This is a genomic window from Streptococcus sp. FSL W7-1342 (assembly GCF_037966635.1).
Classification (GTDB): Bacteria; Bacillota; Bacilli; order Lactobacillales; family Streptococcaceae; genus Streptococcus; species Streptococcus salivarius_D.
Window position 1 is genome coordinate 1,499,270 of the sequence record NZ_CP150200.1, and the last position, 13,906, is coordinate 1,513,175.

Sequence of the window (13,906 nt, forward strand, 5' to 3'; positions counted from 1 at the left end):
GAACAGTAGCCCTAGTATTGACTACTGTCGTTTCTATTCATATTGGCTATTCTAGGACTGAGATGAAAAAATCTATAAATGCTCAGAATAAAATTGAACCCGCAAATCTCCCCAAAACAATGGTGAGTCATGTACTTGTATTATTCCGAAAAAATACACCTCTGGTGCAGTGAGACAAATTGGTGTATCTTATAGTGGCTTCGTAGATGAAAGCTATACTCTACTATCACTCTTTGATGATGTAGAACAAATTGAAAAAGATAATAGACTTCAGACAGCTATTGATGTTGTCAGAGAACAGTTTGGTTTTTTAGCCATACAAAAAGGAACCGTCCTAACTGAAGGTTCCAGAAATATTGAACGCAGTAAACTTATCGGTGGTCATTCCGCGGGTGGATTGGAGGGATTAAAATGAAACAAGAAAAAAATACAGTACAATTTTCAGAAATCCGTAGCAAAGGATGTAATGATATTGAAATGCTTGAAAGATTTTTACATGGAATCGTTGAAACAGCAACTTCAAAACTTCGTCAGAGAAAACTCAAAACAACTGAAATATCGATACGACTAGTACATGCTAAATCTGAAAACCGATTACCATTGGAATTTACATTTAGCATTAAGCCAACAAGCTCATCTGTGATAATCTATACTGAGGTAATCAATCGCTTTAAAGAATGTTACACAGGTGGGGGAATTCAAGGTTTTACGATTCAATTTGATAAAAATACCCTTGCCTCTGCATAGAAAGGATTTGATATGATTGACCGTTCATATTTACCATTTCAATCAGCAAGAGAGTACCAGGATACAAAGATGCAAAAATGGATGGGCTTTTTCCTATCTGAACATGCATCAGCACTCTCTGATGATACAAACAAAGTAACGTACATGTCTGACTTATCACTAGAGAAGAAATTATTACTCCTCAGTCAAGTATACGCCGGGCAGCTACGCACACGCATTCAAGTGATTGAAAAAAACAAGCGTGTTTCCTACACTGGAACAATACCAAGTCTGACCAAAGATTTCATTTTGATAAAAACTACAACAGGTCACATCAATTTGAAATTAAAAGACATTATTAGTATTGAACTTGTCGAGGAGGTGCTCTATGAATCAGCTTGAGTTTCAGCGTAATCACCTACAAATGGACTATTATAGCGAGAGCTACCAAGATTTTGAACGTGACTTCTACCGCTACTCTAACATGAATATTCCATTGACCTTCCTAACTGATGATATCCTAAAAACAATGGCGACTTCACGTAAGAATTACTTTGTCCTCAATAAGGAAAAGTCCAGAGATAACCGCGATCACTTCTTCATATTTGAAGTAAGTACCGTAGATGAGAATCCGCTAATCTATCATTATACATATAAGAAAACTACAATATATTTAGCAGAAAAATAGGAGCAGTTCAATTGACTGTTCCTATTTTTAATATTCATAAAATCTAAAGTCTTTATACTCTTTAACAATGGAGTCGCCAACCAGAACAGACTATACTGACCAGCGACTACCTTAAATTTAATGTTTCAGATTTATTTTCTTATCTCTAATTTCATAAACTACATCTGCTACATTTTCGAGTAATCGTTTATCGTGGGTGATAAACACGATAGTTCCGGTGTACTCCTTCATTAGTATTTCCAAAGCCTCTAAACTTGGTATGTCAAGGAAGTTACTGGGTTCATCCATTATTAGGATGTTATATCTACCCATGAGCATTTTAGCAAGCAACAATTTTATAATTTCTCCACCGCTTAAAACAGATAAACTTTTTCCAATATCGTTCTGTTTGAACCCCATAGATGCTAGCACTGAACGAATTTCTGATATATTGTAGTCACAATCCTTCTGCATAAACTCCATAACATTCTGATTACTGTTGTACTTGTAACCATTCTGTGCAAAGTAACCTATTTTTGCCTTAGGCGAAATAGAAATTCCTTCTTCATGGTTTAAGATCATTTGGATTAAAGTTGTTTTTCCGATTCCATTACCACCAGTTAACGCCACTTTTGCTCCTAACGGAATTTGAAAAGATGCATTTTCAAACAGAGCCTTATCCCCAAATACTTTATTAATTTCTGCACCGACTATAGGGTATGGATTATGGAGCTCCAATGCTTTACTTTGCCTGAAACGAATTCTGCGAATGCCTTCCGGAGCTTCTACTTTTCCTAAGGCCGCAATCCTGTGCTCTAGGGTTTTAGCAGCATTATACATCTTTTTTTCCTTACTTCCTATTGATTTTTGATGAGCTAAACGCCCTCCGTCTTCAGTACTTTTTTTCTTTGAAGAACCTTTTGCCTTCTGTTCTATTTTACGAGCCTGTTTTCGCTTTTCCTCCGCAGCCCTTTCCAATCGGGCACGTTCCGCAATAAATTGTTCGTATTCTGCAGCTTGGCTCTTACGTTCTTCCTCTTTCTGACGAAGATAATCAGAATAGTTTCCCCAATACTCAGTGATTTTGCCATCTTTCAGTTCCCATATTTTATCTACTATTTCATCAAGAAAATAGCGGTCATGGCTAATAACTAACAGTGCACCTGTAAAATATTTTAGCTGTCCTATTAGAAAATCAATTCCTTCACGGTCTAAATGGCTCGTAGGTTCATCCGCTAAAATACCATGAACCTGTGCCGATAAGGCCTGTGCTATTTTAAGCCTTGTTTCTTCACCACCGCTCATAGTCTGTATATTTAATTGCTCAACACCTAGCTTGCCTACAAGTGCAAAATCTTTTTCCTCCTGCAGAGTTACTTCGTCCAACTGGGGAATATAGGCAAGTTCACCCAGACGATTCATTTTACATCCTGGGGGAGTTAATTCTCCTAAAAGTACCCTGAGTAAAGTGCTTTTTCCAGCACCATTTGCTCCTACTAAACCAATACGGTCATAATCATATACTTCTAATTCATTTATATCTAAAACATCGCGTCCTTTGAATTCCACACGAATGTCTTTTGCTTTTAATATTAATTCCATAACATTTCCTCCTGTCTATAATCGCATGCTTTCATTTGCTTGTATGCAGGGAAAACCCTGCGATTTTAGCAGGAAGAGTTACATGAAAATAAGATACATAAATATTCCTCCAATATTGTTTATTTTAAATCTAATTTTCTAACCTCAGTTATCATTTGGCAAACTATAGCAATGCCAATAATTAAAATACCTGATAGTAAAAACCAATGATTTACACCGATTTTATCAGCAAAGAATCCAGAAAGAATTAACCCAATTGGCATAGCAAGTGACATGATACTTCCGATCAAAGAAAATACACGTCCTAAATATTCAGGCTTAATTTTCTCCTGAAAAAGAGCTGTTTGCACACCGCTATAAAATGGCACCGAAAGCCCCATTATTGCACAGCAAACTACGAATATTACAAATCCATTTGGAGGAAGTATTCCCGAAACGGCTAAACTGGTCCCCATTATAAAAAATGAACTTGTTATTAGTAATACATGCTTTTCGAAGCCCCCTAATCTTCCTAATAATAAGCCTCCTGCTAGCATCCCAAATGCAAAGGAAATTTCCGTAATAGAAATATGCACAGGCGTTCCATTAAAGTGTTCCATGCTTATTAAAGGAAATAGTGCATTGATTGGCATATAAACAAAAGTATATAGTGTTCCTAAGAGTAATAAGGCAAACAATCCTTTGTTTTGTCTCAGAACCACAACTCCTTCTTTCATCTCCCTTATGAAATTTGGTTCTAAACTTTGCACTTGATTACCCAGCTTAGGTATACGTACAATTGCTACCGTAATAGATGCAATCACAGCACCCAATACGTCGATGGCAATAATAGCATTTAAATCCCAAACGGAGTATAAGAGTGCTGCAACTGCCGGACTAACAATATAGCTTATAGACTGCAAAGACTGACTATAGCCTGCGCATTTCGTTAGCTGTTCTTCTGGTACTAAAAGTGGTGTAACCGCATTGAGTGCTGGGGTATGAAAAGCTGTTCCAATGCTACGGATAAACAATACTATCATAATCATCCAGACAGGTAGCTCCATACAGAATGCAACAATAGCAAGCACTGCACCAGCTGCTGCGATAATTAAATCGGCACCAATCATTATCTTCTTCCTATCATGACGATCCACTAGCACACCAATGGCAGGTCCCAAAATCGCATAGGGTAAAAAACCTACTAATGAAGCCATAGACAAGACCATCGCAGATCCTGTTTTTTCTGTAAGGTAAAAAATAATCGCCATTTGCAGGATGGCACTAGTGATTAATGATACTGCTTGCCCTGCCCATATTGCATAAAATTTTCGTTTCCAATTGTTGTATTTTTCCATTTATATTATCTCCTGCATATTATTTTGCTTGAATTTCTATTTTGAATAGCATTCTAGGCAATAAAAAATGCAGGCCAAACCCCACAATGTGGCTTTTGGTCTGCATACATACAATTTGGAAACATTCATATTAAAGACATAGTTAAATAAAGGTATAGTTAAATAACCAATATCCTCACCGTAACTAATGAATGCTCAATATCGTATAAATAAGCACAACAAAAAAGCCTATCATCGGGTATAGATTCTGCTTTTTTTATTGCCAGCTTATCTTAAACGCATTGAGGCTGTCATAGTTTCGGTTCCTCCTACATCTTTGTTTATATCAATTTATAGTATAACACAACAAGATGATATGTTCAATATAAAAGTTATGGAATGAGACTCATACTTCCAATTCGATGCCAGATTTAAAGGATATGACGAAGTTTTCTTCATAGACTGTAACGCTCTGGATTATCTTCCTTAGTAGCAAGCGATTAGCTTTCACAAAATCTTCTGTTTGTAGTTTTAAAAATTCATCAGGATTTTCTAACTCAACCTCAAAATATTTCATTTTACATTCCCTCATTTCATTTATTGATAAATTGAGTTTGCAAAAAAGAGTGGACAATTTTTGTCTACTCTTAACCTTTAAAATAGTTTTTTTTAATCGATTTGAAGTTGCCTAAATTATTACTTATTCGGTAAAATGAAGTATTGCTTTCAACAGATTTCCTTCAACTACACTTCACTTGATTCAAACAAGGTGGGTACATTTCTATTCCCACAAACTCCTTGTCAATGGAAACAAACACGTACCCACAGGGTAAATGGAAATAGAAACTGATAATTTCTAGCTATCACTTCTACTCATTCCAAAAATTTTCTCACTCTGATACTTACCCACCATAAAGCAAAAAGCCTTGCAATCAAGGCTTTCATTATCCCTTTCGTTCAAAGGTTTCTAAGCTTTTACGAGCAGAGCGACACACTCAGCGGTTCGCTATCTCCGTTCTGTCTGCGTGCTAGCACTTGTCAATCACGGACAGCTATCGCATGGGCGGAAGTAAATGCTAATCTTCGTCGTTTTACTCCTTGACTAGCAAACTTACCGCCTCAACATGTGGAGTTAGTCAACATCTATATTATATAACGAAAGTGATAGAGTTGTTGTTTAAAATTAAACTTTAGAATGAAAATATTTAAAAAAAGTAGATCACTTTTAGAAGTGTCCTACTTGTATTATTTTTATTTAAAAAGGGATAAATCCTTAACAAAAGGGGTGTACTCCCGCGCCTTCGGGAAGGAAAAAAAAAATGGCGCAAAATCAAGGTTTTATTTTTGAAATTTACCAGAAAATACCCTTAATGAAAGTAACGTAGTTCTTGTTGATGGTCATAGTGTGTTCTATTGATGCACGTTCAACGGTTACTAGATTTAGGTTAAAATCGTTAAAGCCCATATCATAGTTTAAAAAAGCGATTATACAAAAACTTGTATATCGCTCTGTTTGTTCACTTACTTTGACAAAGTGGAGGTATCTATCCTCAAGGTCCTCAATGCATTCCATACTGCCAGTAGCGTTACACCAACATCTGCAAAGATTGCCTCCCACATATTAGAAATTCCCAATCCACTTAGAACCAAGAAAATTAGTTTAACTACAATAGCCAAGGTCATGTTTTGCCGAGCTATTCTGACTGTCTTTTTAGCCAGTCGAATGACTTGAGGAAGTTTTTCAAGGTCATCATCCATCAGTACAACATCTGCTGATTCAATGGCTGCGTCCGAACCTAGCCCTCCCATAGCAATACCAACATCTGCCCTAGCAAGAACCGGTGCATCATTCACTCCATCTCCAACAAAGGCAACAGCCTGCTGAGACTGAGTCAGAATTTCCTCAAATGTACTCACCTTATCCTGAGGCAAGCAATCTCCAAATGCATCATTGAAGGCAAATTGCTGTGCAAATTCATCAACCACTGCCTGACGATCACCTGAAAGGAGAACCGTTTTTTTAATTCCGACCGCCTGTAAATCCTTCAAGGCCTCGATGCTCGTCTCCTTCACTTGGTCTGTGATAAGGAAATAGCCTAAAAAGTGACTGTCCTCTGCCAAATAGAGAACTGTTCCTGTGCTGTCAATAGCTGGATAAGCAATCCCTTGAACTTCCATTAATCTAGCATTCCCAAGATAGAGCTGTCTGCCATCTATCCTACCGGACATGCCCTGCCCTGGTAGCTCGGTAATCTGACTCACCCTATTCTCGTCCACTTCCTGTCCATAGGCTGTTCGAATCGAGTTTGCGATTGGATGATTGGAATAGCTTTCCAAATGGGCAGCGAGGTACAGAATATTATCCTCGATACCTTCTGCGTTGACAACGGTATCTACCGCAAAGATACCTTTTGTAATTGTCCCCGTCTTATCAAATACGACCGTATCCAACTTGGCAAGAGCCTCTAAATAATTTCCACCTTTCACTAAGACACCTAATTTAGATGCTCCCCCTAGCCCGCCAAAGAAACTCATTGGTACCGAAACCGCAAGAGCACAAGGGCAAGAAATGACTAAAAAGGTAAGTGCCCGATAAAGCCAAGTCGACCACTCCCCTAAACCAAGCAAGGGAGGCAGGCTTGCAAGCAGAAAAGCGATTCCGACAACCACTGGTGTATACACACGCGAAAAACGTGTGATCATCCGTTCCGTCTCCGCTTTTTTATTGCTTGCATTTTCAACTAATTCCAAAATTTTGTTGACCGTTGATTGCGAAAAAGTCTTACTCACTTCAATTACCAATGGACTAGTCAAATTGATCACACCACTTGTAATGTCCTCACCAACGCCAATTTCCCTAGGCAGTGATTCTCCTGTCAAGGCTGACGTATCCAGAATAGAACGACCTTCTCTGACCAGACCATCTAGGGGCACCTTCTCCCCAGGCTTAACTAAAATATGGTCCGCAACCCTTACTGTTTCAGGGTCTACTTGAACGGTTTCTCCCCCCTCTAGTCTCCAAGCCTTATCCGACCGAATATCCATCAATCGTGCAATGGACTGACGAGATTGAGAGGTGGCCTTATCTTGGAAATACTCCCCAATCTGATAAAAAAGCATGACGGCTACTGCCTCTGGAAATTCTCCCAAGAGAAAGGCTCCTAAGGTCGCGATACTCATCAAAAAGTTTTCATCAAAAAGATTACCACGTTGAATATTTTGAACCATCTTGATAAGAACCTTATGGCCGATAATGATATATAGGGTCAGATAATGGACCAGACGAATCCAGAAATACTCCTCTGGCAGGAAAAAGCCGAAGGCAAATAGAATCATAACAGCAAGTAGCAGCTCTTTCGCCCAATCTCGTTTTTCTGGAAGTGCCTCTTCCTTTTTCTCACTGATAACTTCGATTCCAGGTTCAATAGCATCCACCAAGTCAATAATTTCCTTATCTATCCCATCTTCGCTTTTTGTTTCCAAAATCAGCTTTTGAGCTATCAGATTGACAGTGGCAGATTCTACCTGCTCCAATTGATTGACAGCACGTTCAATCTTAGCAGCACAATTGCCACAGTCAATTCCTCGAAGTTCATACTCTTTCTTCATGTTTTTCCTCTTTCAAATGTTTCAGTGTCAAAGACAAGACTGCTGCGACATGATCGTCCGCAAGTTCATAATAGGTCATCCTTCCTTTTTTCTCCCCCTTGACCAATTGGCAGTCCCGCAGATAGCGTAGTTGGTGAGAAATAGCAGACTTGGTCATCTGTAACGCAATCGCTAAGTCTCCGACACAAATTGGATTTTGCCGTACTGCTTGTAAAATCCGCAAACGAGTTGGGTCAGAAATCGCCTTAAAAAAATTGGACATATTTAGCAATGTAACGGTATCAAACTCCGTCTCATGGACCCCTTGAATTAAATCTGGATTACAAGCTGTTAAACACTGTGACATATTTTCTATTCCTCCTATACTAAAGTTGTATCAAGTAACATCATGATTAGAAATCCGGCCATAACCCCACCTGTCGCAATATCGGTATTCTTGTGCTCTTGAGCACCTGGCACAAGTTCTTCCACTGCAACATAAATCATGGCTCCCGCCGCAAATAAGAGAGCATAAGGTAGTAGCTGGGTCATAGACATAACAGCATAGGCCCCTAAAACAGCTGCAATCGACTCAACAATCGCTGACATGGCGCCATAGTAGAAAGCTGATTTCCTACTTCGCCCTTCTACCCGTAGTGGCAAGGACAAGGCAGAGCCTTCTCGAATATTTTGGATGCCAATTCCCAAGGCCAATCCAAGGGCACTCATTCACGTAAAGGAAAGTCTAGTTGCGAGATTTGCCACACTAGCAAATGCCACACCAACTGCTAAGCCCTCTGGTATATTATGAAACACTACCGCCAGATAAAGCAGCATGGTCTTTGATAAGGGTCTTTTGGGATTCAAAATCCCTTCCTTATCACTCATCTGATGATTCAAATGTAGGTCGGGAACCAAATAATTAATAAAGCGGATAAATAAGCCCCCGACAATAGAACCAACAGCCGTCGTCAACCAGTAAAATCTGTTCGTAGCTATTGACTGGCTATAGTCCAAAGAAGGGACAAGCAAAGGCCAGACTGCCACTGCCGTCATAATGCCCGCTGCCAAGCCCATCATCATATCCATGAATTTTTGATGAATGGTTTTGACAAAAAAGACCAAACTAGCACCGATAAGGGTACAAAACCAGTTGAATAAGCCAGCTAATAAAGCTTGCATTACTGGTGATAGAGAAGAAAAATTACATCTCATACCTCAATAATCGATGATTCAGTTGAACAACCACTCAACTATTATCATTATAGTTGAACACTAGCTCAATTGTCAAGGAAGAAAGTAAAAAAGCTATGAGAAATCCCCATAACTTTGTAAATTATTGAAGCAATCTCGTGTTCTTAGAGAATATCACAATGCCATAAAAAGCCCAAAGGACTATTTGGAATTATCATATCATATAACGCTTCGACACAATTTAACGATTACTATATTGAGAAACAAACTTTACTCCTCAAGAAAGTTAGATGTTCCCAATGCTATCCGTAAGAGTACTTAAAACCTTGAAACATACTGATTTCAAGGTTTTTATAACGTGTTATTGTATCACCTAATTTCTACTGATTTCCATAGATCAAACCTTTCGTGATTTTTTCATATAGGTGGGTACGTTTCTATTCCCTCAAACTCCTTGTCAATGGAAATAAAAACGTACCCACAGTGTAAATGGAAATAGAATTTGAGAATTCCTAACTATCACTTCCACTCACTCCAAAAATTACTTACTCTAATACTTCCCCACCATAAAGCAAAAAGCCTTGCAATCAAGGCTTTTCATTATCCCTTTCGTTCAAAGGTTCTAGGCTTTTACGAGCAAAGCTACACACTCCACGTGGTGCGTTTGCGGAAATAAATCAACCGGTTGTACTTTCTTCAATTCATATCCCAATTCTTGGTAGAGTTTGATATCACGCGCCATTGTTGCTGGGTTACATGAGACATAGGTAATCTTTTCAGGTTGCATGGCAACACTGGCTTTGATGAAGCTTTCTGTCAAGCCCTTGCGTGGTGGATCCACAATGATAACATCTGGTCTGATGCCATCCTTGCTCCACTTGGCCATGGCATTTTCAGCTGAGTCAGCCACATAGTTGGCGTTAGTAATGCCGTTGCGTTCTGCATTTTTCTTAGCATCTTCGACGGCTGTTTCAATGACTTCAACGCCATAGACTTCCTTGACCTGTTTGGCGAATGACAAACCGATTGTCCCGATACCTGAATAGGCATCAATAACAATACTGTCGCTGTTTAGGTCTGAGAAGTCAATGGCTGTTTGATAGAGTTTTTCAGCCATCTCGGTGTTAACCTGATAGAATGACTGGGCAGAAATCTCATAGTCATTGCCCAACATACTATCTGTAATGGTATCTTGACCAAAAAGGGTACGGAACTCCTTACCAAAGATGGCGTTAGTGTTCTTATCGTTGATGTTTTGGATGATAGAAACGACATTTGGGAAGGCTTCTGTAATTTTAGCAATGATTTGATCAATACGGAAAATTTTTGGTCTAGTCGTTACAAAGACCAACATCATCTGACCTGAATAATGGCCACGACGGACCACCAAATGACGAATCAACCCTGTCTGCTCCTTCTCGTCATAAGGTTTGAGGTCATAGCGACGGAGAAGGTCACGGACAAAGACAATGAGTTTATCAATTTCCTTGTCTTGGATGAGAAAATCTTCAATTGGAATCAAGTCGTGCGAATTCTTGCGGTAGAAACCTGTTTCAAGCTGACCTTTAACACGGCGAACGGGTACCTGCGCCTTGTTACGGTAGGCGTAAGGAGTCTCCATTCCCAATGTTTCAGCGACCTCTACGTCTGAGATACCTGCTGTCTTATAGAGGTTGTCCACAACTTGTTTACGCTTGAACTTGAGCTGCTCCTCGTAGGTCATATGGCCAAAATCAGCAATCCCTGAACGTAGATAGGTCGCATCAATGTCCTGATTACGGTTTGGTGAAAGGGTCACATACTCTTCAACCTTACCAAAGCCGATATTTTTCTTGAGCTTAAGCACGCGCATCTTGATGACTTCACCTGGTAGGGCATTATCCACGAAAAAGACAAAGCCATCCACCTTGGCAACGCCTGCTCCTTCATGTGTCAAATCGACAATTTCAACTTCTACAATATCGTTTTTATTTAACATAATTCAACTTTCTTTACTCTTATAGGGCTTAAACATATCTTCTAAAGCCTTTTACTACCCTCCATTATAGCACATATAAATCAAATTTATGGCTGGCCATAAATAATATAGATTTTTCAGAAAAGTCATACAGTGCTATCATAGGTCCATGACAAAAAATTAAACGACTCAGCAACTTAGCTAGATGTCGTTTCTATATAAAGGAGAATAATCATGCCAGATATTACCATTCATACAATCGAAACTGCACCAGAAAAAGTCAAAGACGTCCTTCAAACAGTTAAAGATGCCAATGGGGGATACATTCCAAATTTGATTGGTCTCCTTGCTAATGCGCCAACTGCGCTTGAAACTTACCGTACTGTCGGTGAAATCAACCGTCGCAATTCATTGACACCAACTGAACGTGAGGTTGTACAAATTACAGCTGCTGTTACTAACGGCTGCGCCTTCTGTGTGGCAGGTCACACAGCCTTTTCAATCAAACAAATCCAAATGACACCTCAACTCTTGGAAGCTCTTCGTAACCGTACACCAATCGAAGACGATCCAAAACTTGATACCCTTGCTAAATTTACTATTGCCGTGATTAATACTAAAGGTGCTGTTGGTGACGAAGCCTACAATGACTTCTTGGAAGCTGGCTACACTGCTCAAAATGCCCTTGACGTTATCTTGGGTGTCAGCCTTGCTAGCTTGTGTAACTACGCTAACAATCTCGCACAAACACCGATTAACCCTGAACTTCAAGAATTCGCTTAATTCAAAACCAAAGGATAAACTAGAGGAGGACCTAAGCCTATGTCACATTTTTCAAAAGAATTCCTTACTTGGTTGGACACCAACGCTGACCATATTGACCAAGAGTCTGGACCAATTGCGGACCAACTTCTTGAAAAAATTGCTGAAAACGACGTCTTTAAAATCGGCGTACCTGCTGAGTTTGATGGCCTAGGTGGTGGTCCTACTCAAGTTGTTGATGTGCTTAATGAATTGGCACAACATTCTTTAACAGCTTCCTTTATTTCTTGGGGACACCGTACTTTCATCGAGTATATCCTAGCTAGCGACAATGCTTACCCTCGTGAAACATGGTTGAAAGAATTGTATACTGGTGAGCGTGCTGGTGGAACTGGCTTGTCTAATGCAGTCAAATTCTTGTCTGATATTGAAGAATTGAATGTTACTATCAGCCAAGAAGGTGATGACTACTATCTCGATGGTCGTTTGCCTTGGGTGACTAACCTTCGTTCTGATAAATTCGCTGCTCTCTTTGCTGCTGACTTTAAAGACGGTAGCCAACCTTGGATTATTACTATTCCATCTGAAGCTGAAGGCCTCAGCCGTTCTGAAGATTTGGAATTTGTTTCCCTTCAAGGTGCTAACACTGCCTCTCTTACTTTTGATCACGTTAAGTTAGATCCTAATTGGGTCCTTTCAAAAGAAGGTACAGACTATATTGCCAAAACACGTCCGAACTTCCTTGGTTTCCAGTTTGGTCTTGCCTTTGGTTTGGCACAACGTTCTCTTGATGAGGTTGAAGCTAGTCTAAACAGTAACCGTAGCGTTCTTCGTGAAGAATTTGAAACTACACGCAATAATCTTCTTGCTATTCAAGACCAACTCTTTGCGGGTCTTAATGATGCTAATTATTTCATTGAAAAACCACGTGAACTTTTCCAATTGCGTATCGATATTGTCGACGTCGTAGCCAACAGCCTGCTCCTCGAACTTCAGGCTAGTGGTGGTCGTGGCTATTTGAAAGAATCAGAGTCAAGCTTTATCCGTCGTTGGAATGAAGGCGTCTTCCTTCCAATTGTATCTCCGAGTGCGGTACAGCTTCGTCACATTCTTGCAGCTAGCTAGAAAGGCCGGTAGACCAATGAAGGTATTTTTTAAGAAAATTCCCTTGGCCCTATCTAGTCTAGTTCTTGCCCTCTTTAGTTTATCCAATCAAATAAACCACTATGCCCTGATTGCTCAGGGCATTTGGTTTCTGGCAAGTATAGGTTTTATGCTTATACTAGGACGCTTGATTCTTGGCTTTGAACAAGTAAGGGAAGATTTGCACAATCCAGTCATTGCTTCGGCCTTTGCTAGCTACTTTATGGCTGCCTTTCTCTTTGCCAGCCGCCTTCCACTAGCTCAAATAGGCTTAAGTGTGACTTGGGTTGGGCTCCTTGGACTTTATATTGCCTATATTATTTTTTTCAGTCTGCGTTTTATGCGCCCACTATCTTTGAACCAAGTCTTTCCAAGCTGGTTCGTGATCTACGTTGGACCTGCTATCAGTCTTGTGACAGTACCAGCTAGTGTTCCAACTAGCATCAAGGGACTTATTCTGGGAGTAACGGCATTAGCGACTCTGGCCCTCTTTCCACTTGTTTTGTGGAGAATGAGACAGATAGCCATCCCTCACCTCTATCGACCTATACTTGCTATTTTAGCAGCACCTCTGGCCCTTCTCATTACCAGCTCAATCAAGAGTAATCAAAGACCTGCAACTATTATTTTACTTGCCCTACTCTTATTCTCGCAAGCATTCTTTTTCTATGCTCTTGATCTCTTCGTAAAACTGGTTAGAAAAGGCTTTATGCCACTTTTTGCAGCTTTTAGCTTTCCCTTGGTCAATAGTGTCAATGCTTTTAAGGCAGCCACTACCAGTCTTGGACTAGTCAATCCAGCTACCCAATTGGTTTATAAGGTAGAGTTCGCCTTCGTTCTTGTCATCATGACCTATTTGCTCTATCATTTTCTAAAACTCTTATACAAGGCGCTTATACAAGCTCTTAATACCAAAAAACAAGCAGGTTCAGTGTGAACCTGCTTTGTTTT

Annotated in this window: 13 protein-coding genes and 1 pseudogene; 7 read left to right on the forward strand and 7 right to left on the reverse strand. The window is 39.7% G+C overall.

Annotation, left to right across the window (positions count from 1 at the left end; translation table 11 throughout):
* The first annotated feature begins 169 nt into the window (after positions 1–169).
* Genes NSQ79_RS06815 through NSQ79_RS06830 form a run of 4 tightly spaced genes read left to right on the forward strand, consistent with a single transcriptional unit; the run spans position 170 to position 1,414 of the window.
* The gene (locus NSQ79_RS06815) at positions 170–415 is read left to right on the forward strand and encodes a hypothetical protein (RefSeq protein ID WP_001813542.1); all 246 of its coding nucleotides are present in this window, start codon (positions 170–172) and stop codon (positions 413–415) included.
* Positions 412–747 carry a hypothetical protein gene (locus tag NSQ79_RS06820; protein ID WP_000806926.1) on the forward strand — a complete coding sequence of 112 codons (336 nt, stop codon included), beginning with the start codon at positions 412–414 and terminating at the stop codon, positions 745–747. The genes NSQ79_RS06815 and NSQ79_RS06820 overlap by 4 nt, the downstream gene beginning before the upstream one ends.
* A 12-nt stretch (positions 748–759) precedes the next feature.
* Positions 760–1,128 carry a hypothetical protein gene (locus tag NSQ79_RS06825; RefSeq protein WP_000567222.1) on the forward strand — a complete coding sequence of 123 codons (369 nt, stop codon included), beginning with the start codon at positions 760–762 and terminating at the stop codon, positions 1,126–1,128.
* Positions 1,115–1,414, forward strand: a complete 300-nt coding sequence (locus tag NSQ79_RS06830) for a DUF5960 family protein (RefSeq protein ID WP_001072467.1) — start codon at positions 1,115–1,117, stop codon at positions 1,412–1,414. Before NSQ79_RS06825 ends, NSQ79_RS06830 begins: the two co-directional genes overlap by 14 nt.
* Positions 1,415–1,531: 117 nt before the next feature.
* Here NSQ79_RS06830 and msr(D) read toward each other — a convergent pair whose 3' ends face one another.
* The 7 genes and pseudogenes from msr(D) to rlmD all read right to left on the reverse strand — a co-directional run bounded on the left by msr(D) (position 1,532) and on the right by rlmD (position 11,071).
* Positions 1,532–2,995: an ABC-F type ribosomal protection protein Msr(D) gene (gene msr(D), locus NSQ79_RS06835; RefSeq protein ID WP_000420313.1), complete on the reverse strand. Its 1,464-nt coding sequence runs from the start codon at positions 2,993–2,995 to the stop codon at positions 1,532–1,534.
* Between the two features lie 119 nt (positions 2,996–3,114).
* Positions 3,115–4,332: a macrolide efflux MFS transporter Mef(A) gene (gene mef(A) / locus NSQ79_RS06840; RefSeq protein ID WP_000417519.1), complete on the reverse strand. Its 1,218-nt coding sequence runs from the start codon at positions 4,330–4,332 to the stop codon at positions 3,115–3,117.
* Between the two features lie 385 nt (positions 4,333–4,717).
* Complete coding sequence (locus tag NSQ79_RS06845) at positions 4,718–4,888, reverse strand: hypothetical protein (RefSeq protein WP_000873143.1); 171 nt, start codon at positions 4,886–4,888, stop codon at positions 4,718–4,720.
* A 944-nt stretch (positions 4,889–5,832) separates the two neighbouring features.
* Complete coding sequence (locus tag NSQ79_RS06850; protein ID WP_339313407.1) at positions 5,833–7,920, reverse strand: heavy metal translocating P-type ATPase; 2,088 nt, start codon at positions 7,918–7,920, stop codon at positions 5,833–5,835.
* Positions 7,904–8,266, reverse strand: a complete 363-nt coding sequence (locus NSQ79_RS06855; protein ID WP_002890511.1) for a metalloregulator ArsR/SmtB family transcription factor — start codon at positions 8,264–8,266, stop codon at positions 7,904–7,906. The genes NSQ79_RS06850 and NSQ79_RS06855 overlap by 17 nt, the downstream gene beginning before the upstream one ends.
* 14 nt (positions 8,267–8,280) lie before the next feature.
* Positions 8,281–9,114: pseudogene (locus tag NSQ79_RS06860) on the reverse strand (ZIP family metal transporter).
* A 601-nt stretch (positions 9,115–9,715) separates the two neighbouring features.
* A complete protein-coding gene (gene rlmD, locus NSQ79_RS06865) occupies positions 9,716–11,071 on the reverse strand; it encodes a 23S rRNA (uracil(1939)-C(5))-methyltransferase RlmD (protein ID WP_073950856.1) in 1,356 nt (451 codons plus the stop codon).
* Positions 11,072–11,284: 213 nt separating this feature from the next.
* On the opposite strand from rlmD, the gene NSQ79_RS06870 reads away from it, so the two are divergent.
* From NSQ79_RS06870 to NSQ79_RS06880, 3 genes are read left to right on the forward strand one after another with little or no spacing between them, the layout of a single operon-like run.
* Complete coding sequence (locus tag NSQ79_RS06870; RefSeq protein WP_339313409.1) at positions 11,285–11,833, forward strand: carboxymuconolactone decarboxylase family protein; 549 nt, start codon at positions 11,285–11,287, stop codon at positions 11,831–11,833.
* 39 nt (positions 11,834–11,872) lie between these two features.
* Positions 11,873–12,937, forward strand: a complete 1,065-nt coding sequence (locus NSQ79_RS06875) for an acyl-CoA dehydrogenase family protein (protein WP_339313411.1) — start codon at positions 11,873–11,875, stop codon at positions 12,935–12,937.
* 16 nt (positions 12,938–12,953) lie between these two features.
* Positions 12,954–13,892: an ethanolamine utilization protein EutJ gene (locus NSQ79_RS06880; RefSeq protein WP_339313413.1), complete on the forward strand. Its 939-nt coding sequence runs from the start codon at positions 12,954–12,956 to the stop codon at positions 13,890–13,892.
* The last annotated feature ends 14 nt before the right edge of the window (positions 13,893–13,906 follow it).

Bases quoted from the DNA above. Each gene is read 5' to 3' on its own strand.
- NSQ79_RS06845 (WP_000873143.1), bottom strand. From the start codon at position 4,888: ATGAAATATTTTGAGGTTGAGTTAGAAAATCCTGATGAATTTTTAAAA.
- NSQ79_RS06830 (WP_001072467.1), top strand. From the start codon at position 1,115: ATGAATCAGCTTGAGTTTCAGCGTAATCACCTACAAATGGACTATTAT.
- rlmD (WP_073950856.1), bottom strand. From the start codon at position 11,071: ATGTTAAATAAAAACGATATTGTAGAAGTTGAAATTGTCGATTTGACA.
- NSQ79_RS06880 (WP_339313413.1), top strand. From the start codon at position 12,954: ATGAAGGTATTTTTTAAGAAAATTCCCTTGGCCCTATCTAGTCTAGTT.
- NSQ79_RS06875 (WP_339313411.1), top strand. From the start codon at position 11,873: ATGTCACATTTTTCAAAAGAATTCCTTACTTGGTTGGACACCAACGCT.
- NSQ79_RS06850 (WP_339313407.1), bottom strand. From the start codon at position 7,920: ATGAAGAAAGAGTATGAACTTCGAGGAATTGACTGTGGCAATTGTGCT.
- NSQ79_RS06825 (WP_000567222.1), top strand. From the start codon at position 760: ATGATTGACCGTTCATATTTACCATTTCAATCAGCAAGAGAGTACCAG.
- NSQ79_RS06855 (WP_002890511.1), bottom strand. From the start codon at position 8,266: ATGTCACAGTGTTTAACAGCTTGTAATCCAGATTTAATTCAAGGGGTC.
- NSQ79_RS06870 (WP_339313409.1), top strand. From the start codon at position 11,285: ATGCCAGATATTACCATTCATACAATCGAAACTGCACCAGAAAAAGTC.
- NSQ79_RS06820 (WP_000806926.1), top strand. From the start codon at position 412: ATGAAACAAGAAAAAAATACAGTACAATTTTCAGAAATCCGTAGCAAA.